We start from the raw sequence: 22086 nt of genomic DNA on the forward strand, positions 1-22086 counted from the left end.
ATCAGCGAGGTCGACGTCGACTACCGGCTCCGCACCGGGGGAAGTCCGAGGTATCCGGCTCGGTGCGCGGCACCCTGAGCGCGGCGCACGCGGCAGCGCTGGTCGCGGATGCCCCACCTCCCGCGACGACATCGGGATCCGCACACCCCTGCGCCGCGGCGATCTGCGGGTGACCATGCCGATTCGCAGCACGGCAGGAGTCACACGTGCAGCTGCTTGGCCCGCGTGGCCGACGGGCTCGACACGGTGCCCGACGAGGGGTCACGCGGTGGCAGCCACCCCCATTCGGCTGTCGTGCGGTCTGCGGTGGGGCTCTGCCTTGTTTGCCTCGACTGCTCGCGATGGTCAGTGGCCCGGGCCCGGGCTGCCCGAGTTGGTCGTGATGCCGTAGCGCTCCTCGATCCGACCGAACTTCCAGATCGCCAACGCGACGAGCCAGGTCATCACGAACAGGGCGACGACGGTGTAGCCGACGTAGTTGAGGTCGAGGGTGCCGATGGCGGCCAGCGGGCCGGTGTCGATGCCGAGCTTCTCCGTGAGCAGCCCGATCAGCAGGATGACGCCGACGACCAGCGCGACGATGACGGAGAGCACGGTGACGGTCAGGTTGTAGAAGACCTTCCGGACGGGTTTGAGGAATGCCCAGCCGTAGGCGCGGGCCATGAAGATGCCGTCGGCGGTGTCGAACAGGCTCATTCCGGCGGCGAAGAGCACGGGCAGGACGAGGATGGCGTACCAGGGCAGGGTGAGCGCGGAGCCGGCGGCGAGCACGAGCAGGGCGACCTGGGTGGCGGTGTCGAAGCCCAGTCCCATGAGCAGCCCGACCGGGTACATGTGCCAGGGCTTGCTGACCCGGCGCATCACCCGGCCGAGCAGCCGGGCCAGGAAGCCGCGGTTGTGCAGCTGGCGCTCCAGCTCGGCCTCGTCGAGTTCGCCGGTGCGCATCCGGCGGAACACCCGGGCGATACCGATCACGGCGAACAGGTTCATCAGCCCGATCAGGATGAGGAACACCCCGGCCACGATGGTGCCGATCAGCCCCAGGGTCTGCTGGAGCTGGGAGTTCTCGTCCTGGACCGGGCCGGCGAGCACGCCGACCCCCACAGCAAGTAGCAGCGACAGCCCGAACACCACGCTGGAGTGGCCCAGGGAGAACCAGAAGCCGGTGCCGAGCGCGGGCTTGCCCTCGCCGACCAGCTTGCGGGTGGTGTTGTCGATCGCGGCGATGTGGTCGGCGTCGAAGGCGTGGCGCACCCCGAGCAGGAACGCGGTCAACCCCAGGCCCACCCCGAACGCCCCGGTGCTGCCCAGCGCCAGGTTCTGCGGGGCGATCACCAGGACCAGCACGCCCCAGCCCACGACGTTGAGCAGCAGGACGAACCCGACCATGCCGAGGATGGACACCTTGTCGGCCCGGCCCCACCGGGCGGCGGCGCGTGTGGTGGCCACCGGGGGCGCGATCGTGTCACTCATGCTCCCAACTATCCGACATCAGATGGCCGTTGCATAGATCGTGCGATAAAGCGGGCGAGGCGATGCCCGCCAACCGCGCTGCTGTACACCCCCAGCAACACCGCGCCCGCGCCCGATCGGGACACGTCATCGTCATCGCGAGGCGGTTCGACAGTGACAACTCAGCTCGTGAACCCGCGGCCGCCCCACGATGTCGAACCGACCGACGACCGCCACACCTCCCGTCGGAAACGCCTTCGCCGACGCTCGACGAGCAGCGTTCGTCTGATTCGTCCTTTAAACACCCTTTACCTCCGGCCAACCGTTCGAGTACCCGGGGTCCCGAGTGTCACGATGTATCAGGACATTCCACCTGGAGGCGCACCATGGCAGCACCGACGAGCAGCGACGAGAGACTCCTCACCCCCGGCGAGGTCGCGAGCCTGTTCCGCGTCGACCCCAAGACCGTCACGCGCTGGGCCTCGGCCGGCCGGATCGGCTCGATCCGCACCCCCGGCGGGCACCGCCGGTTCCGCGAGTCCGAGGTCCGGAGCCTGCTGGCCGACCTCACCAGCGAGGCCACCCTCCCCGTCGCGCACGGCTGAGCACCCACCCACCGGCTTCACTCCCGTCACGCCCCACCTCCGCTAACCTCGACGGTGGAGGTGGTAGCCATGCTGTTCTTCATCGCGTTCGTCGGCGCCGCGATCATCGCTCTGGTGCTCTGGAAGGCGATGAGCACCGTGCGCGGTGACGCTCCGCCCACCGGAGAGCGGGCCGTCCCCGGCCCGGCGCGCCCACGCGTCAGCGGGCCGGACGACGACCCCGATTTCCTGCGCCAGCTCGACGAGCGGGTCCGGCGCCAGGACGACCCGCCGGCCTGAGTCACCCGCTGCTGTGGGCCGACGCGAACGCGTCGGCCACGGCGGCGGCCAGCTCCAGCAACGCCAGCCGCGTCTCCGGCTCCAGCCGGTCCAGATCGACCTCCGCGCCCTCCTGCAGGTGCGCGTCGAAGGGGATCCGCACGACGGCCCGGCAGCGGGCCGCGAAGTGCTCCGCCACCCGGTCCAGATCCACCCCGCCCGACGCCCGGCTCACGTTGTTGACCACCGCCACCGCGTTGCGCACGAGGTCCTGGTGGCCGTGCGCGTCGAGCCAGTCCATCGTGGCCGACGCGCTGCGCGCCCCGTCGATGGAGCTGGACGACACGATGATCAGCTGGTCGGCCACGCCCAGCACGCCGTACATGGCCGAGTGCATCAGTCCGGTGCCGCAGTCGGTGAGGACGATGTTGTAGAAGTGCTCGAGCAGGTTGACGGTGCGACGGTAGTCGTCCTCGCTGAACGCCTCCGACACCGCCGGGTCCTGCTCGCTGGCCAGCACCTCCAGCCGCGACGCCCCCTGCGAGGTGTACGCCCGGACGTCGGTGTAGCGGCGGACGCGCTGGGCGTCGCGCAGCAGGTTGCGCACGGTGGCGCTGGTCTCCAGCGGGATCTTCTGGCTCAGCGTGCCGCGGTCGGGGTTGGCGTCGACGGCCACCACGCGGTCGCCGCGCAGCGACGCGAACGTGGCCCCGAGCGTGGCCGTCATCGTGGTCTTGCCGACACCGCCCTTGAGGCTCAGCACCCCGATCTTGTAGCAGCCCAGCAACGGCTGGTTGACGCGCACGGTGAGCTCGCGGCGGCGGATGTCGAGCGGGCTCTCGCCCGGGTTGATGAGCCGGCCGGACAGGACGTAGACGAGCCGGCGCCAGCCCGACTGCGGCGGCCGCTTGGTGGGGCGCAGCAGCCGCGCCGAGGACAGGTCGGGCTGCTCGGGGTTGCGCGCCTGCTGGGCCTCCTGCGCAGCGACGGCGCCCGGGTCGGTCCAGCGCGGGGCCCCGCGCGGCGGGGTCCGCTGGCCCGCCTCGGACTCGCCGGACGGGCCGGGGCGCATCGGGGGCCGCGGGGGCCGGGGCGGCTCCGGGAGCGGAACCACGGGGCCGGGGCGGTCGTCGACGGGCGGTCCGGCGTGGCGGGCGTCGGCCGTCCACCCGTCACCGGCGCGGGGGGCCACGACCCGCGGGTCGACAGCACGCGGGTCGGCACGGGGATCGACGGCACGCCGGTCGACGGCACGAGGATCAGCGTGCGGGTCGGCGGCGCGCGGGTCGACGGCACGGGAGTCGACCCCACGCGGGTCCGCCGTGCGCGCCTCGGGAACGCGGGCCTCCGGCACCCCACCGTGCGACGCACCCGTACCGCGGGCCGGACCGGTGTCGACGGGCGTCCGCGCGCTCGCCGCCCGGCCCCGCTCGGCCCAGGCCGCGACGTCGTCGTCGAACTCCTCGAGACGGTGGGCCGGGGGGCGCAGGGGCAGCGACGCGTCACCCGCCGGCGCGTCGGGCTCCTCCCCCGGCGGGGGCTCGGGCGGCGAGGGCGGCTGTACCGGCGCCACGTACGGGCGGGTCTTGCGGGGCGTCGTCGACGCACCCCACTGCTCACGGACGTACCGGCCGACGGAGCCGTCGGGGTAGTCCGCGTCGTTCTCGGAATCACGCTCCGTCATCAACGCTTCCCGCCGAGCCCGTCGTTCCGACCGCTGGTCCCCGTCACGGGGGCCGACGGTAGTCGCGTCGCCGCCCGCGGTCGAGGCGCGTACGGGTGGCCTCGCCGCGATCAGCCCAGACCGGCGTAGGAGTGCAGGCCCGCGACCACCATGTTGATGAAGAACAGGTTGAACAGCACGGTGGCGAACCCGGCCACGTTGATCCAGGCCGCACGGGTGGCGCGCCACCCCGCGGTGGCCCGGGCGTGCAGGTAGGCCGCGTAGATCACCCAGGAGACGAACGCGACGGTCTCCTTGGGGTCCCAGCCCCAGAACCGGCCCCACGCCGCCTCGGCCCAGATCGCCCCGGCGATGACGGCGAAGGTGAACAGCGGGAACGCGATGATCGTGACGCGGTAGGCGAGGCGGTCGAGCACGTCGGAGGACGGGAGGCGGTCGGTCAGCCATCCGGCGCCGCGCACCAGGAACAGCACGCTCGCCACGCCGGGCACCAGCAGCAGCCCCGACGAGATCGTGATCGTGGTGACGTGGATCACGAGCCAGTACGACTGCAGCGCGGGCACGACCGGCGCGGCCTGGGCGTAGAGGACGGTGCCGGCGAGGAACAGCAGCACCACGACCGGCAGCAGGACGAACGGGCCGACCGCGCGCGTGACCGGCGAGCGGCGCAGCATCACCAGCCACCCGACGACCGCGGCCAGGCAGATCGCCGAGGTGAACTCGTACATGTTGCCCAGCGGCCAGCGCTGCGCGGCGATCCCGCGCGCGACGATCGAGGCGGTGTGCAGCGCCGCGCCCAGCACCGTGAGCGAGACGGCCATGCGCGCGTAGCGCTCACCGCGCGCCGGCCGCTCGACGGTGTCCGGCCCACCGGCGCCGACCAGCACGGGCTTCGCGGAGCGCGCGACCGCGAACTCCGCGGCGTGCAGCACCATCGCCAGCACGTAGACGCCGACGGCGGCCATGAACAGGAGGTCGCTGTACTGAGCGAGCATCAGGGGTCCTTCACCACGTCGGGCTCCAACAGGTCCGCCCGGAGGCGGTCGAACTCCTCGCCGTACCCGGCGCGGTCGGTGCGGGCGAGCCCACCGAGCTCCACCACGGTACGTCCGGGCTGGTCGGACGGGGTGAGGCGGGCCCAGAAGCGGCGGCGCCGCACCCCGAGCGAGGCCGCGAGACCGGCCAGCATCGTCACCGCGAAGACCAGCACCCAGACCTGCCCGGGATCGTGGCTGATCTGCAGGTTGACCCACCGGCGCACACCGTCGAACCGGATCTCCGTGCCGTCGTCGAGCGTGACCGACTGCCCCGGCACCAAATTCTCCCGCGCCACCCGCACCAGCTCGCCGGACTCGACCTGCGCCGCGTCCACCTCGAAGATCGACTGCCCGCGCCCGTCGTCGAGGCCGAGGTCGCCGCGCAGCACGTCGATCGCGACCTCCGGATCGCGCAGGTCGGGGAACACCGAGGTGACGACGTCGCCGCCGGAGGTGGTGGGCGCGAGCAACCCGGTGACGGCGAGCTGCCCGGTGCGCCGCTGCTCGTCGTCGGTGACGCCGGGCGGCTCGAACTTCGTGGCCCCCTCCGAGAGCAGCGTCGCCTGGTCGACCGGCCGCCACTGGACGTCGCCGGTGCGCACGTCGCCGTTCGGGAAGGTGACGGTGAAGATCGGCGCGTAACCGTTGCCGAGCAGGTAGACGCGCGCCCCGTCCGTGCGCAGCGGGTTGTTCACCGACAGCGGGAAGGAGCGCCACTCGTCGGCCCGGCCGGCGTCGAGGTCGGCACCGGTCTGGTAGCCCAGCGCGGCGTCGTAGCGGTCGGGCTGGCCGGTGGGCAGGTAGGTGGCGGTGAAGTCGTCGACGCGGACGCAGAACGGCGCCAGGTCGGTGCCGTCGACGAGGGTGCCGGCACGGAAGGAGTCATAGCCCAGGATCCCGGTGTTGCAGAACTCGCCGCCGCCGGCGGGGACGATCACCTGCCCCTCGTAGCCGAACAGCTTGCCCGCCGCGAACCCGATCAGCAGCCCCACCAGCGACAGGTGGAAGACCAGGTTGCCGACCTCGCGCGAGTAGCCCTTCTCCGCCGACAGCGTGCGCCCCGCCCCCTCCTCGCGCTCGGCCACCCGCCAGCCGCGCAGGCGACCGCGCACCCGCGCCGCGGCGTCGTCGAGCCCGGCGTCGACGGTGCCCCCGCCGTGGTGCGGCAGCCGGGCCAGGTTGCGCGGGGTGGCGACGGGCCGCGCCCGCAGCGCGCGGGCGTCGTCGAAGGTGCGGGGCAGGACGCAGCCGATCAGCGACGTCATCAGCAGCAGGTAGATCGCCGCGAACCAGGGCGCGGCGAACACGTCGAAGGCGCCGACGCGGTCGAGCAGCGGGGCGAGCGTCGGGTAGTCGGTGAAGTACTGGTCGACCAGGCGCTGGTTGAGCGAGCGCTGCGGCAGCAGCGCGCCGGGCATCGCGGCCAGGGCCAGCAGGAACAGCAGCACCAGTGCGGTGCGCATCGAGGTCAGCGAGCGCCAGGCGTTGCGCAGGGCCGTCCAGCCCGGCGGCGGGGTGCGCGCGGGGGTGGCGCGGACCGGGGTGTCGGTGACCATCTAGAGCACCGGGGTGAATCCGGCGATCGAGACCTGCAGCTGCGCCAGCATGCCGCCCCAGAGCCCGCTGACGAGCAGGACGCCGACCCCGACCATCAGCACGCCGCCGCCGATCTGGATGGCGCGGGTGTGGCGGCGCAGCCAGCCCAGCGCGGTGACCGCCCGGGAGGCGCCGAGGGCGATGACGACGAACGGCAGCCCGAGCCCGGCGCAGTAGGCCAGCGTGAGGACCACCCCGCGCAGCGATCCGCCCCCGGTGCCCGCCGCGACGGCGACGACCCCGGCCAGCGTCGGGCCGATGCACGGCACCCAGCCCAGCCCGAACACCGCGCCCAGCAGCGGGGCCCCCCACAGCCCGGCGCGCGGCACCCAGTGCACGCGGCGCTCGTTCTGCAGCACCGGGATCAGCCCGACGAACGCGAGCCCCATCGCGATCATGACGACCCCGCCGACGCGCTGCAGCACCGCCTCGTTGGCCACCAGCGTGTCGGCCAGCCACACGACGCCGGTGAGGATGGCGCCGAACACCACGGTGAACCCGGCGACGAACAGCCCCGCCGCCCCGGCCACCCGCCACCTCCCGCTGCGCCGCTCCCGCGCCTGTGCCGGGCTCGCCGGCGGGGCGTCGGCCCCGACCAGACCGGCCAGGTAGGCGAGGTAGCCGGGGACCAGCGGCACGACGCACGGGGACGCGAAACTCACCGCTCCCGCCAGTACGGCCACGAGGGCCGCGACCAGCAGCGGGCCGGAGACCGCGAGGGTGGTCGAGGGGTCCATCGGGCTCCAGGGTAGGCCCGCCCGCCCCGCCTGCGCGCGCCGGGTTCTACAACGTGTAGTGCGCGGACTCCCCCGCACGCTCGATCCCCCGCGCCCGGTCGACCCCGCGCACCCCCGATCCCCCGCGCCCGGTCGACCCCGCGCACCCTCGATCCCCACGCGCACCGTCTACCTCCCGCGCACACGCTCGACGGTGCGCGCAGGCCCGAAGGATGCGCGCGGGCCCCCACGCGCACCCTCGATCCCCACGCGCACCCTCCATCCCCACGCGCACGGTCTGCCCCCACGCGCACAGTCGACGGTGCGCGCAGGCCCGAAGGATGCGCGCGGGCCCCGGGGCGCGCGGGGCCGACCGGTGCGCGCGGGTGCCGGGGCCGGCCGCGTCAGGCCGGCTCGGCCACCAGCCGCTCGACGACGGGGATCAGCTCGGGGACCCGGATCTGCGTCAGGTACACCGCGGCCACCCGGTGCTGCTTGTCGAGCACCAGCGTCGACGGCGTGGTGTTGCGCGGGTAGCCCGAGAGCTGCGCGAGCGTGCGGGCCGGGCTGTCGTAGATCGAGTCGAAGGTCAGGCCGCGGTCGCGGACGAAGTCGGCGGCGGCGTCGCGGGAGTCGCGGACGTCGAGCCCGAGCACCGACACCCCCTCGACGGTGTCCTGCACGAACTGCAGGTCGGGCATCTCCTCGCGGCACGGCCCGCACCACGAGCCCCACACGTTGAGCACCACGACCTGGCCCTGGTAGTCCTCGAGACCGATCTCGGTGCCCGGGTTCAGCAGGCTCTCCCCCGAGATCCCGGTGACGCGCCCGCGCTCGGCTGGCGGGTCGTAGAGGATCGTGGTCTGCCCGCCGGGCGCGACGAAGGTGAACTCGCCGTCGCTCGCCACGGCGTCCTGGCTGCTGGAGCAACCGGCCAGGGCCAGCAGCGCGACGAGCGCGAGCGCGAGCCGCCTCATGCGCCGGTCTGCCGCGGGTCGCTCGACCCGGCGGGTTCGCTGTAGCGCAGCTGGACGAGCGCGGCGTCGTCGAACACCAGGGTGGTGAGCGAGGCGAGTCCGCACTGCCGCTTGCGGGGGTCGTGCCACAGGCGCTGCCCGGTGACGAACCGCCGCAACGTCCAGATCGGCAGCTGGTGCGACACGCACAGCACCTCGCGGCCCGGCGCCAGCTCGCGCGCGCGGTGCACGGCGCCGAGCATCCGGTGCGCGATCTGCAGGTACGGCTCGCCCCACGACGGCGTGAACGGGTCGCGCAGCTTCGGCCAGTGCCACGGGCTGCGCAGCGCCCCGTCGCCGACGGCGACCTTGAGCCCTTCGAACCGGTTGTCCGCCTCGATCAGCCCGTCGTCGGTGCCGACGTCGAGGCCGTGCGCGGCCGCGATCGGCGCCGCGGTCTCCTGCGCGCGCTGCAGCGGCGAGGCGACGACGGCGCCCAGGTCGGCGTCACCGAGCGCCTTCGCGACGAGCCCCGCCTGGTGGCGGCCGTTCTCGGAGAGGTGGAAGCCGGGGATGCGGCCGTAGAGGATGCCCTCGGGGTTGTGCACCTCGCCGTGGCGCAACACGTGCACGGTGGTCCTCACGGCGTCGCCCCGGCGGCCGCCCGCGCCGCTGTGGGCAGGGCGGCCTCGATCGTCTCCCAGCACCGGTCGTCGAGCGCCGCGGAGACGAACCACGCCTCGTAGGCGCTCGGCGGCGGGTACACCCCGCGTTCGAGCAGCGCGTGGAAGAACGCCGGGAAGCGCCAGGTGGCCGCGGCCTGCGCGCCCGCGTAGTCACGCACCTCGTCCTCGGTGAAGAACACCGACAGCATCGAGCCCGCGTACTGGACGCGGTGCGGCACCCCGGCCGCCGACAGCGCGTCGCCGAGCAGGGTGCCCAGGCGCGTCGCGTTGGCGTCGAGCGCGGCGTAGACGGCGTCGTCGGCCGCGCGCAGCGTCGCGAGACCGGCGGCGACGGCGACGGGGTTCCCGGACAGCGTGCCCGCCTGGTAGACCGGCCCGGCAGGCGCGAGGTGCGCCATGTGGGCCGCCGGGCCGCCGAACGCCGCCGCGGGCAGCCCGCCGGACATGACCTTGCCGAAGGTGTAGAGGTCACCCGCCACCCCGTCGACGCCGAACCAGCCCGACGGCGACACGCGGAACCCCGTCATCACCTCGTCGACGACGAGCAGCGCGCCGTGGGCGTGGCAGACCTCGCGCAGCCCGGCGTTGAAGCCGGGCACCGGCGCGATCGCGCCCATGTTGCCCGCGGCCGCCTCGGTGATGACGCAGGCGATCTCGGCGCCGCGCTCGGCGAAGACCGCGCGCACGGCGTCGAGGTCGTTGTAGGGCAGCACGACCGTGTCGGCCGCCTGCGCGCCGGTGACGCCGGGGCTGGTCGGCAGCCCGAGCGTGGCGACGCCGGACCCGGCCTGGGCCAGCAGCGCGTCGACGTGGCCGTGGTAGCAGCCCGCGAACTTGACGACCACCTTCCGGCCGGTGATGCCGCGGGCCAGCCGGATCGCGCTCATCGTGGCCTCGGTGCCGGAGTTGACCAGCCGCACCTGCTCCACCGGCGCGACCCGCGCGATGATCGCTTCGGCCAGCTCGATCTCGGCGGGGGTCGGGGCGCCGAAGGACAGCCCCTGCCCGGCGGCGCTGCGCACGGCGTCGACGACGGCCGGGTGCGCGTGCCCGAGGATCATCGGCCCCCAGGAGCAGATGAGGTCGACGTAGGTGGAGCCGTCGGCGTCGGTGAGCCACGGGCCCTGCGCCGAGGTCATGAACCGCGGTGTACCGCCCACCGAGGTGAACGCGCGGACCGGGGAGTTGACCCCACCCGGGATCACGGTGCAGGCGCGGGCGAACAGTTCCTGGGACGACGACGTGCGTGAGGCCACGACCGCCAGTCTCACATCCGCCCGGACGGGGCGCGCCTCAGGCCCGGGGGCGGGAGAAGTACGCGTTCGACGGAGCGAGGAACAGGATGACCGCCCCGCCGACGGCGAGCGCCACCGGCGCCAGCAGGATCACCGCGCTCGCCGGGTCGGCCGCACCGCCGGAGACGGCGCCGAACACCAGGAACACCGAGAAGCCGCCGGTCATGACGGCGAGCAGGATGCGCGCCCAGTTGCGGCCGGTGAAGGCCAGCACGGCGAACAGGATGTAGATCAGCGCGAGCGCGGCGAAGATCCCGCCGAACACCCGCAGGAACGACAGCAGCGACTCGGGTGTGAGCCCGGCCTGGGCCAGCTCCGGCGCGTCGAGCAGTTCCGGCGGGATGACCGAGGTGTCGAGCGGCACCACCAGGAACAGCACGCCGAACGCGAGGAAGGGCAGCGCCGAGAGGATCGACAGGACCAGCCCGACGACCATGATGCCGGGCCGCGACACCGGCGCCGGCCGGTCGCCCATTCCGGCCGGGTAGCCGCCGTAGGGCGACTGGCCGTACGGCGACGCCTGGGCGTAGGGGTTGTACGGGTAGGGCGATCCGCCCTGCGGGGACTGGCCGGGATAGGGCTGGCCGGGACCGGGCTGGCCGGGACCGGGCTGACCGGGATGCGGCTGGCCGGGGTAGGGCGTCTGCTGGGTCGGCCCGTCACCGGCCGGGTACGGGTACTGCACGCCGCCGTACCCGGTGCCGTAGGTCGGCTGGCCCTGTTGGCCGGGGTACGGCTGACCCTTCTCGGGGTCCGGCGGAGTGCTCACCGGGCCACCGTAGATCCCGGCCCGGGCGCTGTCCACGCGGCTCCCCGGACCGGGACCATGATCGTCAGCGGCGGTGGTGGATGTCCTCGGACATGCGCACGACGGCGTAGTAGAACTCCAGCGACACCCGCAGCAGCGCGATGGCGAACAGCGCGAAGATCGCCCCGAAGATGAGGATGCCGATCCCGGCCGCCGCACCCAGCGCGCTGAACCCGATGACGACGTAGCCGAGCCAGCCGAGCACGATCAGCACGGTGCCGATGATGTAGAGGATCCGGATCAGGCCGGGCGTCGCGAAGCTGTCGAAGGTGAAGTCGAACAGCGCCGAGAAGAAGCTCTTCTGCGCGGGCGCGCCGGACGGGCCGCCGGGGGGCGGCCCCCAGCCGGCGGGCTGCTGCTGGCCGTAGCCACCGGGAGGCGGCGGGTAGGGCGGCTGCTGCCCACCCTGCCAACCCTGGTTTCCGGGCTGGCCGCCTGCGGGGTCGTAGCTCATCGTTCTCCTCGGTGCGCTCGCTCGGCGCTTCGCAGAAGCCCCGTGATCAATTGGCGGCGGCAGCGTACACCCGATAACCGCCGGTGAGGGGGCGTCGACGCTCAGCCGCGACCGAGTCGCAACGCCGCCTCCGTGGCCCAGTAGGTGAGAACCAGATCGGCCCCGGCCCGGCGGATCGAGGTGAGCGTCTCGGCGATCGTGCGCTCGCGGTCGAGCCAGCCGTTCGCCGCCGCCGCCTCGACCATCGCGTACTCCCCCGACACCTGGTAGGCCGCCACCGGCACGTCGGCCACCTCGGCGACCGCGCGCAGCACGTCGAGATAGGACATCGCGGGCTTGACCATCACCAGGTCGGCGCCCTCCTCGAGGTCCAGCGCGAGCTCGCGCAGCGACTCCCGCACGTTGGCCGGATCCTGCTGGTAGGCCTTGCGGTCGCCCTTGAGCTGGGAGTCGACGGCCTCGCGGAACGGCCCGAAGAAGGCGGAGGCGTACTTCGCGGTGTAGGCGAGGATGCCGGTGTCGGTGTGCCCCGCCGCGTCGAGCGCGTCGCGGATGACGCCGACCTGGCCGTCCATCATGCCGCTGGGCCCGAGCAGGTGGGCCCCCGCGTCGGCCTGGGCCACGGCCATCTCGGCGTAGACGGCGAGGGTGGCATCGTTGTCCACGCCCCCCTGCGCGTCGAGCAGCCCGCAGTGGCCGTGGTCGGTGAACTCGTCGAGGCAGGTGTCGGCCATCAGCACCGACGCGTCGCCGATCTCGGCGCGGACGTCGCGCAGCGCGGCGTTGAGCACGCCGTCCGGGTCGACGCCCGCGGAGCCGGTGGCGTCGCGCACCGCGGGGACGCCGAACAGCATCAGCCCCCCGACGCCCGCCTCGACGGCCTCCACGCACGCCTTGCGCAGCGAGTCGCGGGTGTGCTGGACGACCCCCGGCATCGACGCGATCGGCGCCGGCTCCGTGATGCCCTCCCGCACGAACAGCGGGAGCACCAGGTGCCGGGGCCGCAGGTCGGTCTCGGCGACGAGCCGCCGCAGGGCCGGGGTGGAACGCAGCCGGCGCGGCCGGTGGGAGGGGAAGGCCATGGGGCCACCCTACGACCGCCCCGCCCCGGACTCGGGGGCGGGAAACGGGGGACTCGCGGGGGTGGGCGCGAGTCCCCCGTTTCCCGTCCGCGAGTCCCCGGATCTCCGCACCGCCGCGGGCCGGTGGCCACCCCGGGGTCGCTCCGTGGGCACGAACACGACCGCCCTCCCACCGACGAGGTGGGAGGGCGGCTCCGTGACGGGCACGGTCAGCGGCGGCGGGCCTTGGCCTTGCGCGGGGGCGGGAGGGCCCCCTCGGCCCGGAGCCGGGCGGCGTGTGCGGCGAGGGCGTCGACCAGGGCGGGGACGCGGGCCTCCTCCGGCTGCACGTCGACGCGCAGGCCGAACTCGCGCGCCGTCTCCGCGGTCTGCGGGCCGATGCACGCGACGATCGTGCGGGCGTGCGGCTTGCCCGCGATCCCGACGAGGTTGCGCACGGTGGACGAGCTGGTGAAGCACACCGCGTCGAACCCGCCGGTCTTGATCGCCTCGCGGATCGGCGCGGGCGGCGGGGCGGCCCGGACGGTGCGGTAGGCGGTGACGTCGTCGATCTCCCAGCCGCGCTCCTGCAGGCCGGCGGAGAGGGTCTCGGTGGCGATGTCAGCACGCGGGAGCAGCACGCGGTCGACCGGGTCGAGCACGTCGTCGTAGGGCGGGAAGATCCCCAGCAGGCCCTCGGAGCTGGACTCCTGCGACTCCTCGATGTCGGGCACCAGCTCGGGCACGATGCCGAACCCGCGCACCTTCTCCGCGGTGGCCGTGCCGACGCAGGCGATCTTGACGCCGGAGAACGCGCGGGCGTCGAGGCCGAACTCGGCGAACTTCTCCCACACGGCCTTGACGGCGTTGGTCGAGGTGAACACGACCCACTGGTAGCGCCCGTCGACCAGGCCCTTGACGGCGCGCTCCATCTGGGTGGGCGAGCGCGGGGGCTCGACGGCGATCGTCGGCACCTCCTCGGCGCTGGCCCCGTGGACGGCGAGCCGGTCGCTCATGGCGCCCGCCTGGTCCTTCGTCCGCGGGACGAGCACGCGCCACCCGTACAGGGCACGCGACTCCCACCAGGACAGCTCCGCGCGCATGCCGACCTCGTCGCCGATCGTGACGACCAGCGGTCCCTCCAGCTCGGCGGCGTCGGCCGCGAGCGTGGCCAGGGTGGCCTGCACGGTCTTCTGCGTGGTCTGCGAGCCACCCGAGGTGACCGCGACGGGCGTCTGCGCCGCGCGGCCGTGCTCGGTGAGGCGGCTGGCGATCTCGGCCAGGTGCGTGGGGCCCGCGTGCAGCACCAGTACCCCGGGCGCCACCGCGAGCGCGGCCCAGTCGACGCCCGCACGGACGTCGGCCTCGATGTGCGCCGACCCGAGCGGGACGCCCGCGTAGGCGGGGACCGCGGTGCCCGACGGCACGCCGGGTACGACGTCGAACGCCACCTCGGCGCCGGACACCGCGAGGGCCTCGGCCACCACGGCGTCGACGGTCAGCGGGTCGCCGCTGACCAGTCGCGTCACGGTGCGCCCGGCGCGGGCCTCGGCGACCAGGTCACGCGCGACGTCGGCGGGCTGACCCACCGCCGGCCGTACCTCGGCGCCCTCCGCGGCGAGCGCGAGGATGGCCTCGGGCACGTCGGGGTCGGTGACGATCAGCGGCGCGGACGCGATGGCGTCGCGCGCACGCACGGTGAGCAGACCGGGATCGCCGGGGCCACTGCCCACGAAGGCTACCCGTCCGGTGGAAGGTGCTCGGTTCATCTGTTCTCTGAACTCCTGTTGGCGGTTCCCAGGGACAGCGAGCTGCCCCCCAGGTCGAGCAGCTCGGCGGCGAGTGCCGCTCCGAGCTTCTCGGCGACGTCCATGTCTCCGGTGATCGAGGCGCGGATCAGCGCCCCGTCATCGGTGCCCACCACGGCGCGTAGTGAGATGCGGTCGAGAATGTGGCCGTCGTCGTCGAGGTCGGAGACGACGTCGGCGAGCGCCCCGACGGGCGCCTGGCAGCCGGCCTCCAGGGTGGCCAGCACCGCCCGCTCCGCGACGACGGCGGCCCGGGTGAGCGGGTCGTCGAGCGCGGAGGCGAGCGCGTCGGACAGGGCGGCGTCGTCGGCGAGACACTCGATCGCCAACGCCCCCTGCGCCGGTGCGGAGAGCATCTGCACCGGGTCGAGCAGCTCGGTGGCGTCGCCGATCCGGCCGAGCCTGCGCAGCCCGGCCGCGGCCACGACGACCGCGTCCAGCTCGCCGGAGCGCACCTTCCCGACGCGGGTGTCGACGTTGCCGCGGATCGCCACGACCTCCCACTCCGGCCCCAGCGCCAGCAGCTGCGACGCCCGGCGCGGCGACCCCGTCCCGATGCGCGAGCCGGCGGGCAGCTGGCCCAGCACCAGGCCGTCACGGGCCACCAGTGCGTCGCGGGGGTCCTCCCGCGGCGGCACGGCGGCGACGACGAGCCGGGGGTCCGGCGCCGTCGGCAGGTCCTTGTAGGAGTGCACGGCCACGTCGATCCGGCCGTCCACCAGCGCCTCGCGCAGCGACGAGACGAACACCCCGACGCCCAGCTCGACGACGGGCGCGAGCGAGCGGTCGCCCGGCGAGCTGATCTCGACGAGCTCGCACTCGTGGCCCGCGTCGCGCAGGCGCTGCGCGACGTGCCCGGACTGGGCGACGGCGAGCGCGCTGGGCCGGGTACCGACACGGATCATCGGAGGTCCTCCGAACGGCGTTCCAGGGCGGCGAGCACGTCGCCGCCGCGGGCGATCGCCACGGCCGCGGGGGCCTGCGGGTCGAGCTCGAACAGCTCGCGCAGCGCCTCGGCGTAGCTGGTGCCGTCGGGCCCCTCGGCGAGGCGCTTGATCTGCACGGTCGGGGTGTGCAGGAGCTTGTCGACGACGCGGCGGACGCTGCGGCCGAACTCCTCGCGCACCCGGTCGTCGAGGTCGGGGAGCTTGGCGTCCAGGCGCAGCAGCTCGGCGTCGATGACGTCGGAGGCGCGGCGGCGCAGCGCGGTGACGGTCGGGGTGACGGCCGCGGAGCGCTGCGCGGCCAGGTAGGCCTGCGCCTCGTCGGCGACCAGCTGCTGGGCCTGCGCGACGGCGGTGCCGCGCTCGCCGGTGGACAGCCGCGCCTGCAGCGCGATCAGGTCGACGACGGTGACGCCCGGCAGCGCGGCGACGCCCGCGTCGACGTCGCGGGGCAGCCCGAGGTCGCACACCGCCAGCGGGCGCCCGCCGCGGGTGGCGACGGCCGAGGCCACGACCGAGCGCTCGACGACGGTGCCGATCGCCCCGGTGCAGGCCACCATCACGTCGGCACCGGCCAGCTCGGCGGCGAGGGCGTCGAGCGTGCCCGCCCGCGACGGCGTGCCGAACCCGGCGGTGGTGGCGGCGAGGTGCTCGGCGCGCTCGGCCGACCGGTTGAGCACGACGATCTCGGCCGCGCCCGCCCGGCGCAGGTGGGCCGCGGCGAGCGAACCCATCGCCCCCGCCCCGACGAGGACGGCGCGGGTGCCGGCGAGATCACCGCCCAGCGCGCGGGCGGCGTCGACGAGCGCCTCGGAGACGACCGAGGCGCCCGCGGTGTCGATGCCGGTGCTGGCGTGCACGCGCTTGCCCACCCGCAGGGCCTGCTGCGCGAGCTCGTGCAGGGCGCGCCCGACGGTGCCGGACCCGTCGGCGGTGGCGTAGGCGCTGCGCAGCTGGCCGAGGATCTGGGCCTCGCCGACGACCATCGAGTCGAGACCGGCCGAGACGGCGAACAGGTGCTGCACCGCGGAGCCCGCGTAGTGCACGTAGACGTGCTCGGTGAGCTCGGCCAGCGGCATCCCGGAGTGCCGCGACAGCACGGCGGAGACGTCGGCGAGGCCGCCGTGGAAGGCGTCGACGACGGCGTAGACCTCGATCCGGTTGCACGTCGAGAGCATCATGACCTCGGAGACGTGCTCGGCGCGCACCATCTCGTCGAGGAGCTTGGCGACGTCCGGGCCGGACACCGCGGCGCGCTCCAGCACCTCGACGGGTGCGCTGCGATGCGACAGCCCGACCACCAGCACGCTCATGCCCGTCCCTCCGACGCCGACGCCCCGTCCACAAGAGGGAACGTGCGCACGGCTGATCCGTGCCCGTTGCGGCCGTGACCGTTGCCACCGGCGACGGCCTGCGGGTGCTCCGCGACGTGCCGGCGGGCGACGTGGAACGCCAGCACCTGCAGCTCGACGGCCAGGTCGACCTTGCGCACCTCGACCTCGTCGGGCACCTGGAGCACCACGGGCGCGAAGTTGAGGATGCAGCGCACGCCGGACTCGACGAGCAGGTCGCAGACGCCCTGCGCGGCCGGCCCGGGCGTCGCGATCATCCCGATGGTGACCCCGCGCGCCGCGCAGACCGACGGGATCGCGTCGACGTGCTCGACCAGGATGCCGTTGATGTGGATGCCGACCAGGTCGGGGTCGACGTCGAACAGCGCGGTGACGGGGAACCCGCGCCCGCCGAAGCCGGTGTAGCCGGCCAGCGCGTGGCCGAGGTTGCCCACCCCCACCAGCGCGACGGCCTGGCGGTGGTTGAGGCCCAGCACGCGCTCGAGCTGGTGCAGCAGCGAGGAGACCTCGTAGCCGACGCCGCGGATGCCGTAGGAGCCGATGTAGGACAGGTCCTTGCGCAGCTTCGCCGGGTTGACGCCGGTGACGCCGGCCAGCTCCTCGCTGGACACGGTCTCCGCGCCCTGCTCGGCGAGCTCCCCGAGCACGCGCAGGTACAGCGCGAGCCGGGCGACGCTGGCCTCCGGTATGGTCCGCGACCTGACCGCCCCGTCGTCGGGGTCGGCCTGCGGCGGCACGGTCACGGGCGGTAACTCCTCGGGCGGGTCGGTGGCGGGCCGTCGACGACCCACGGGCCTGGCCCGGGAGATGCGACACCCGGCCGGTCGAAGGGGTCTTGACGGCGACTGGAAGACACGGTAGCCGCTTGTGAAGACCCGCACAAAGTTGCGATCTTGAACTTGACCGTGCTCACGCCGGGCCGCTCCGGCCCCGACCGGCCGTCGCTCCCCACGCCCCGTTCGTCGCCGGCGGTCCGTCCCACAACGCCGCAGGGGCGGCCCCGGGAGACCCGGGACCGCCCCTGCGGACGTCGTGCTGGCGTGTGGAGATCAGGCCGCCGGCATGAGGATGGTGTCGATCACGAACACGGTGGCGTTCGCGGTCGGGACGTTGCCACAGAGGTTCGTGGCGGCGGTGCCGTTGCCACCGTCGAAGGTGGGGGCGTCGGCGGTGCCACCGATGGTGACGGTGCCACCCGACAGGACGTCGACGGTGCCGGCCTCGACCAGGCCCGCGGCGTCGTAACGGGTCGAGGAGACGTGGCCCTGGAGGATCGGGGCCAGCTGGTCGGGGTTGGCGACCAGGGTCTCGACGGTGCCCGCGGGGAGCGCCTCGAACGCGCCGTTGAACGGGGCGAACACGGTGAGCGCCGGGGCGGCGTTCAGGGTATCGGCCAGGCCGTCGACGGCACCGACGGCGGTGACCAGCGTGGACAGCAGCGGGTTGTTCGACGCGGCGGTGGCCACCGGGTCGTCGATCATGCCCTGGGCGGAGCCTTCGCCCTCGGTGGGGACCTGGTCGCAGGCCGGGCCGAAGATGTCCTCGATGGTGGTGACGCCGTCGGACGACATCTGCATCTCACTGGACGCCGCGGCGGACGGGGCCGACGAGGCGGGGGCCTCGGCGGAGGGGGTCTCGGAGCTGCTGCACGCGCCCAGCGCCACGGTCAGGGCAGCCATGGCGCCGACGGCGGCCAGTCGCTGGATCTTTCGCACGGTGTGTCCTCCTCGAGCTCGACCCGGTCTGTCCGGGTCGCTACATAGAAACCTTCGACATCGAGCCGAAGGTGGTTCACTCACTGGACGTAACGTTTCGGCTACGACAACCGTGGCCCCACGAACACGAGCTCGGCTCCGACGAATCGGCCGAACGGCCTAAGATTCGCCCTCCCAATGGACTACGCAACGGTGAAGATAGTGGCAGGCCACCCGGATGCTCCATCCGGGATCGGATCGGCCCGCATCTCGGTCTGGGTAACGCCGTTACGGTCGGTAGCGCGCGTCTGGACGGTGTGGCTGCCCGGAGCCAGCTCGAAGTCGGTGCGCCACATCCGCCAGGTGCGGGTGTTGACCTCCTCGGCCAGCTCCGCGTCCTGCCACTCGCCGCCGTCCATCCGCACCTCGACGCGGCTGATCCCGGTGGGCTGCGACCAGGCGATCCCGGCCACGGTGAGCCGGCCGGCCGGCTGCGTCGACAGGCCCTTGGGGAAGTCGATCCGCGACTGGGTCTTGATCGGCGCGAACTGCCCCCACCCGCGCTGCAGCCAGTAGCCCTGGTCGGCGGCGAAGGTGGTGAGCTCGATGTCGGTGACCCACTTGGTCGCCGACAGGAAGCCGTAGAGCCCGGGGACGATCAGCCGCACCGGGAAGCCGTGCTCGGCGGGCAGCGCCTCGCCGTTCATCCCGACCGCGACCAGCGCACCGCGTCCCGGTTCCATGATCACGTCGGTGGGCGAGCCCGCCGTCCAGCCGTCGAGGCTGGTGGAGAGCACCTGGTCGGCGCCGGGCTGCACGCCCGCCTCGAGCAGCAGGTCGCGCAGCTCCACCCCGACGAAGTCGGCGGTGGAGATGTAGGGGCCGCCGACGACGTTCGACACGCACGTCATCGTGATCGTCCGCTCGACCAGCGGGCGGGCCATGAGGTCGTCGAAGTTCAGCGAGAGCGGCCGGTCGACCATCCCGCCGATGCGCAGCGACCACGTCTGCTCCGACTGCAGCGGCAGCGAGAGCGCGGTGTCGACGCGGTAGAACTCGGCGTTGGAGGTGAGGAACGGCGGCGTCCCGCTCTCGACGAACGCCGCGCCCGCGGGCACCGGCGGCGCGGTCTCGGCCAGCGACGCGGCCGCCAGGCGGGCCGTGACCCGCGCCCGGGACTGGTCGATGCTCGGCGCCAGCAGGACCCCTCCCCCGCCGGCGACCACCGCCCCCGCCCCGACCGCGGCGGTGCCGATCAGCACGCTGCGCCGCGACACCTCCGGACCGCCCGACCGCGCGAGGGCCGACCGGCTCGCGAGCCGGTGCAGCCAGGCGAACGACCCGACCCCGGCGACGATCGACGCCAGCGGCGCGAGCACCGAGAGCGGCCCGAACGTCGGCGAGGCCACCACGACCGCCAGCCCGACCAGACCCAGCACGACCACGACGGCCAGTCCGGGGCGCGCGCCGCGCCGCGACAGCAGGCCGGCCACCGCCGCGACGGCCGCGATGACGACCGCCATGCCGCCCAGCAGGATCGGCTTGTCGGCGGTGCCGAAGGTGGTCTTGGCGAACTCGGTGAGCCACTGCGGCGAGAACCGGATGACGGTGTCGCCCACCGCCAGGAACGGCGACGAGCCCGGGGCGACCAGCGCCACCAGGTGCCCGACGCCCAGCGCCGCCGCGACGGCGAGCACCCCGATCAGCGCGGCGAGCCCGCGCGGGATCTCGGCGGGACGGGCGTGGTCGGTGGCGTGCTCGGGCGGGGCCGCGGTGGTGCTCACGGCGGAAGGTTCGGCCCCTGACGCCCGGCGGTTCACCGCGGGCGCGCGCCGTCACCGGTCAGGGGGCGAGGTCGCGCCGCAGCCGCGGTTCGTCGACGCGCCAGAACCCGTGCTCCCGGTCGTCGACGACGATCACCGGCACCCGGTCGCCGTACTCGGCCCGCAGCTCCGGGTCGGAGTCGACGTCGACCGCGCCCCAGCCGACGCCCAGCTCACCGCAGATGCGCTCGACGTCGGCCTCGGCCGCGACGCACGACGGGCACCCGGCGCGCGTGTAGACCGTCACCCGGCCCACGACGACGCCCCACTCACGACGACACCCCGCTCACGAGGCGGCCAGCTGCCGCCGCGCGACCTTGCCGGTCGGCGTGCGCGGCAGCTCGTCGACGAACGCGATCACCGACGGCGCCTTGAACCGGGCCAGGCGCAGCGTGCAGTGCGCCCGCACCTCCTCCTCGGTGAGCGTGGATCCCGCGGCGCGCACCAGCACCGCCTTCACGGCCTCCCCGGTGCGGTCGTCGGCGACCCCGACGACGGCCGCCTCGGCCACGCCGTCGATCTCGGCGAGCACCCGCTCGACCTCGCGCGGGTAGACGTTGAAGCCGTTGACGATGACCAGGTCCGACGAGCGGTCGACCAGGTGCAGGTCGCCGTCGGCGTCGAGGAACCCGACGTCGGCGGTGCGGAACCAGCCGTCCGCGTCGGGGCCGCCCGCGCCGTCGGGCCAGTAGCCGGAGAACAGGTTGGGCCCGCGCACGGCCACCAGCCCGGTGTCGTGGCTGGGCTCGGAGACCGCGTCGAGCTCCTCGTCGTCGTCGGGGTCCTCGGTGTCGATCGGGCGCCCCTCGGCGTCGACGAGGCGCAGCTCGATCCCGGGCAGTGCTCGCCCGACCGACCCCGGCTTCGCGACGCCGCCGACGCCGTTGGTCGTCAGCACCGGTCCGCCCTCCGTGAGGCCGTAGCCCTCGAAGATCCACAGTCCGGTGGCGTCCCGGAAGTCGGCCAACCAGCGCGCCGGCAGCGGCGCGCCGCCGGAGGTGCACATGCGGACGTTGGCGGTGGCCGCGCGCAGGTCGGCCGGCGGGAGGTCGAGCAGCGACCGGAACATCGACGGCACCCCGGCCACCCCGCTGACCCGGTGCGCCACCAGCACCTCGGCGGTGTGCTCCGGGTCGAACCGCCCGGTCAGCACGGCGGTGGCCCCGGCCCAGCACACCTGCAGGAAGCCCGCGGCCAGCCCGAACACGTGGAACATCGGCAGCGACAGCAGCACGCGGTCGACCGGGGTGACCGGCGCCGGACGCAGCTCCGCGGCCTGGGCGCGGTTGGCCAGCAGCGCCCGGTGGGACAGCCGGACACCGCGCGGCGTGCCCGTCGTGCCCGAGGTGTAGACGAGCAGGGCGATGTCCTCGCCGCCGACACCGTGCGTGACCGTCTCCCCGTCGGAGACCCGGCCGGAGAGCTCCGGCGGCCCGATCAGGGCGGCCCCCACGGCGGCCGCGCAGCCCGCCGCGTCGAGGTCGTCGGGGGGTGCGACCACGATCGACGGCGTGCAGTCGGCGAACACGATCCCCAGCTCGCGCGGCACCGCCACCGGCCCGATCGGGACGGCCACGGCGTCGGCGCGCACCGCGCCTAGCACGGCCACGCAGAACGGGGCGCCGTTGGCCAGGCGCACCACGACGCGGTCGCCGGGCCGCACCCCGGCCGCGCGCAGCCGCGCGGCCTCCGCAGCACTCGCCGCGTCGATATCGGCCCAGGTCAGCGTGGTGCCACCGGTGACGTCGACGATCGCGGGGTGATCGGGAGTGCGGGCGGCGGCGCGCGTCACGAGCTCGGCGAGGTGCCGGGGGGCGCCGGTCCCGTGCGGGCTGGTCGGGCTGTCCACGGTGCTCC

At 74.1% G+C, this 22086-nt stretch carries 21 protein-coding genes; 2 read left to right on the forward strand and 19 right to left on the reverse strand.

Annotation, left to right across the window (positions count from 1 at the left end):
• Positions 1-345: 345 nt before the first annotated feature.
• On the reverse strand, positions 346-1473 hold the full coding sequence (gene nicT, locus PHY01_RS15195) for a Nickel transporter NicT (protein WP_141279318.1): 1128 nt from the start codon (positions 1471-1473) through the stop codon (positions 346-348).
• A 365-nt stretch (positions 1474-1838) separates the two neighbouring features.
• Here nicT and PHY01_RS15200 point away from each other — a divergent pair, with 365 nt between their 5' ends.
• A complete protein-coding gene (locus PHY01_RS15200) occupies positions 1839-2057 on the forward strand; it encodes a BldC family transcriptional regulator (protein WP_141279319.1) in 219 nt (72 codons plus the stop codon).
• A gap of 69 nt (positions 2058-2126) precedes the next feature.
• Positions 2127-2336 carry a hypothetical protein gene (locus PHY01_RS15205; RefSeq protein ID WP_141279320.1) on the forward strand — a complete coding sequence of 70 codons (210 nt, stop codon included), beginning with the start codon at positions 2127-2129 and terminating at the stop codon, positions 2334-2336.
• Position 2337: 1 nt separating this feature from the next.
• On the opposite strand, the gene PHY01_RS27660 is transcribed toward PHY01_RS15205, so the two are convergent.
• From PHY01_RS27660 to PHY01_RS15295, 18 genes are all read right to left on the reverse strand, one after another.
• Positions 2338-3999 carry a MinD/ParA family ATP-binding protein gene (locus PHY01_RS27660; protein WP_170183824.1) on the reverse strand — a complete coding sequence of 554 codons (1662 nt, stop codon included), beginning with the start codon at positions 3997-3999 and terminating at the stop codon, positions 2338-2340.
• Positions 4000-4109: 110 nt separating this feature from the next.
• A complete protein-coding gene (gene ccsB, locus PHY01_RS15215; protein WP_141279321.1) occupies positions 4110-4994 on the reverse strand; it encodes a c-type cytochrome biogenesis protein CcsB in 885 nt (294 codons plus the stop codon).
• On the reverse strand, positions 4994-6592 hold the full coding sequence (gene resB / locus PHY01_RS15220) for a cytochrome c biogenesis protein ResB (RefSeq protein ID WP_141279322.1): 1599 nt from the start codon (positions 6590-6592) through the stop codon (positions 4994-4996). Before resB ends, ccsB begins: the two co-directional genes overlap by 1 nt.
• Positions 6593-7369, reverse strand: coding sequence for a cytochrome c biogenesis CcdA family protein (locus PHY01_RS15225; RefSeq protein ID WP_141279323.1), 777 nt, complete (start codon positions 7367-7369; stop codon positions 6593-6595). It lies immediately after the preceding gene.
• Positions 7370-7752: 383 nt separating this feature from the next.
• Complete coding sequence (locus PHY01_RS15230) at positions 7753-8325, reverse strand: TlpA family protein disulfide reductase (protein WP_141279324.1); 573 nt, start codon at positions 8323-8325, stop codon at positions 7753-7755.
• Positions 8322-8948 carry a histidine phosphatase family protein gene (locus PHY01_RS15235; RefSeq protein ID WP_141279325.1) on the reverse strand — a complete coding sequence of 209 codons (627 nt, stop codon included), beginning with the start codon at positions 8946-8948 and terminating at the stop codon, positions 8322-8324. Before PHY01_RS15235 ends, PHY01_RS15230 begins: the two co-directional genes overlap by 4 nt.
• Positions 8945-10246, reverse strand: a complete 1302-nt coding sequence (hemL, locus tag PHY01_RS15240) for a glutamate-1-semialdehyde 2,1-aminomutase (protein WP_141279326.1) — start codon at positions 10244-10246, stop codon at positions 8945-8947. The genes PHY01_RS15235 and hemL overlap by 4 nt, the downstream gene beginning before the upstream one ends.
• A gap of 37 nt (positions 10247-10283) precedes the next feature.
• Positions 10284-11054 (reverse strand): GumC domain-containing protein, encoded by a 771-nt coding sequence (locus tag PHY01_RS15245; protein WP_141279327.1) that lies wholly within the window; start codon positions 11052-11054, stop codon positions 10284-10286.
• Positions 11055-11118: 64 nt separating this feature from the next.
• The gene (locus tag PHY01_RS15250) at positions 11119-11547 is read right to left on the reverse strand and encodes a DUF4282 domain-containing protein (RefSeq protein ID WP_141279328.1); all 429 of its coding nucleotides are present in this window, start codon (positions 11545-11547) and stop codon (positions 11119-11121) included.
• 101 nt (positions 11548-11648) lie between these two features.
• A complete protein-coding gene (gene hemB, locus PHY01_RS15255) occupies positions 11649-12629 on the reverse strand; it encodes a porphobilinogen synthase (protein ID WP_141279329.1) in 981 nt (326 codons plus the stop codon).
• 209 nt (positions 12630-12838) lie between these two features.
• Positions 12839-14377 carry a bifunctional uroporphyrinogen-III C-methyltransferase/uroporphyrinogen-III synthase gene (locus PHY01_RS15260; RefSeq protein WP_141279330.1) on the reverse strand — a complete coding sequence of 513 codons (1539 nt, stop codon included), beginning with the start codon at positions 14375-14377 and terminating at the stop codon, positions 12839-12841.
• Positions 14374-15321, reverse strand: coding sequence for a hydroxymethylbilane synthase (hemC, locus tag PHY01_RS15265; protein WP_141279331.1), 948 nt, complete (start codon positions 15319-15321; stop codon positions 14374-14376). Before hemC ends, PHY01_RS15260 begins: the two co-directional genes overlap by 4 nt.
• Positions 15318-16673 (reverse strand): glutamyl-tRNA reductase, encoded by a 1356-nt coding sequence (locus tag PHY01_RS15270; protein ID WP_141279332.1) that lies wholly within the window; start codon positions 16671-16673, stop codon positions 15318-15320. The genes hemC and PHY01_RS15270 overlap by 4 nt, the downstream gene beginning before the upstream one ends.
• Positions 16670-17455, reverse strand: coding sequence for a redox-sensing transcriptional repressor Rex (locus PHY01_RS15275; RefSeq protein ID WP_170183825.1), 786 nt, complete (start codon positions 17453-17455; stop codon positions 16670-16672). Before PHY01_RS15275 ends, PHY01_RS15270 begins: the two co-directional genes overlap by 4 nt.
• Before the next feature lie 306 nt (positions 17456-17761).
• On the reverse strand, positions 17762-18427 hold the full coding sequence (locus PHY01_RS15280) for a fasciclin domain-containing protein (protein WP_141279334.1): 666 nt from the start codon (positions 18425-18427) through the stop codon (positions 17762-17764).
• 182 nt (positions 18428-18609) lie between these two features.
• The gene (locus PHY01_RS15285) at positions 18610-20190 is read right to left on the reverse strand and encodes a molybdopterin-dependent oxidoreductase (RefSeq protein ID WP_370467355.1); all 1581 of its coding nucleotides are present in this window, start codon (positions 20188-20190) and stop codon (positions 18610-18612) included.
• A gap of 58 nt (positions 20191-20248) precedes the next feature.
• Complete coding sequence (locus tag PHY01_RS15290) at positions 20249-20485, reverse strand: glutaredoxin family protein (RefSeq protein WP_141279335.1); 237 nt, start codon at positions 20483-20485, stop codon at positions 20249-20251.
• A 30-nt stretch (positions 20486-20515) separates the two neighbouring features.
• A complete protein-coding gene (locus PHY01_RS15295) occupies positions 20516-22078 on the reverse strand; it encodes an AMP-binding protein (RefSeq protein WP_141279336.1) in 1563 nt (520 codons plus the stop codon).
• Positions 22079-22086 lie beyond the last annotated feature (8 nt).

The sequence above is a fragment of the Pseudonocardia hydrocarbonoxydans genome (genome assembly GCF_006539565.1).
In the GTDB taxonomy this organism is placed as follows: domain Bacteria; phylum Actinomycetota; class Actinomycetes; order Mycobacteriales; family Pseudonocardiaceae; genus Pseudonocardia; species Pseudonocardia hydrocarbonoxydans.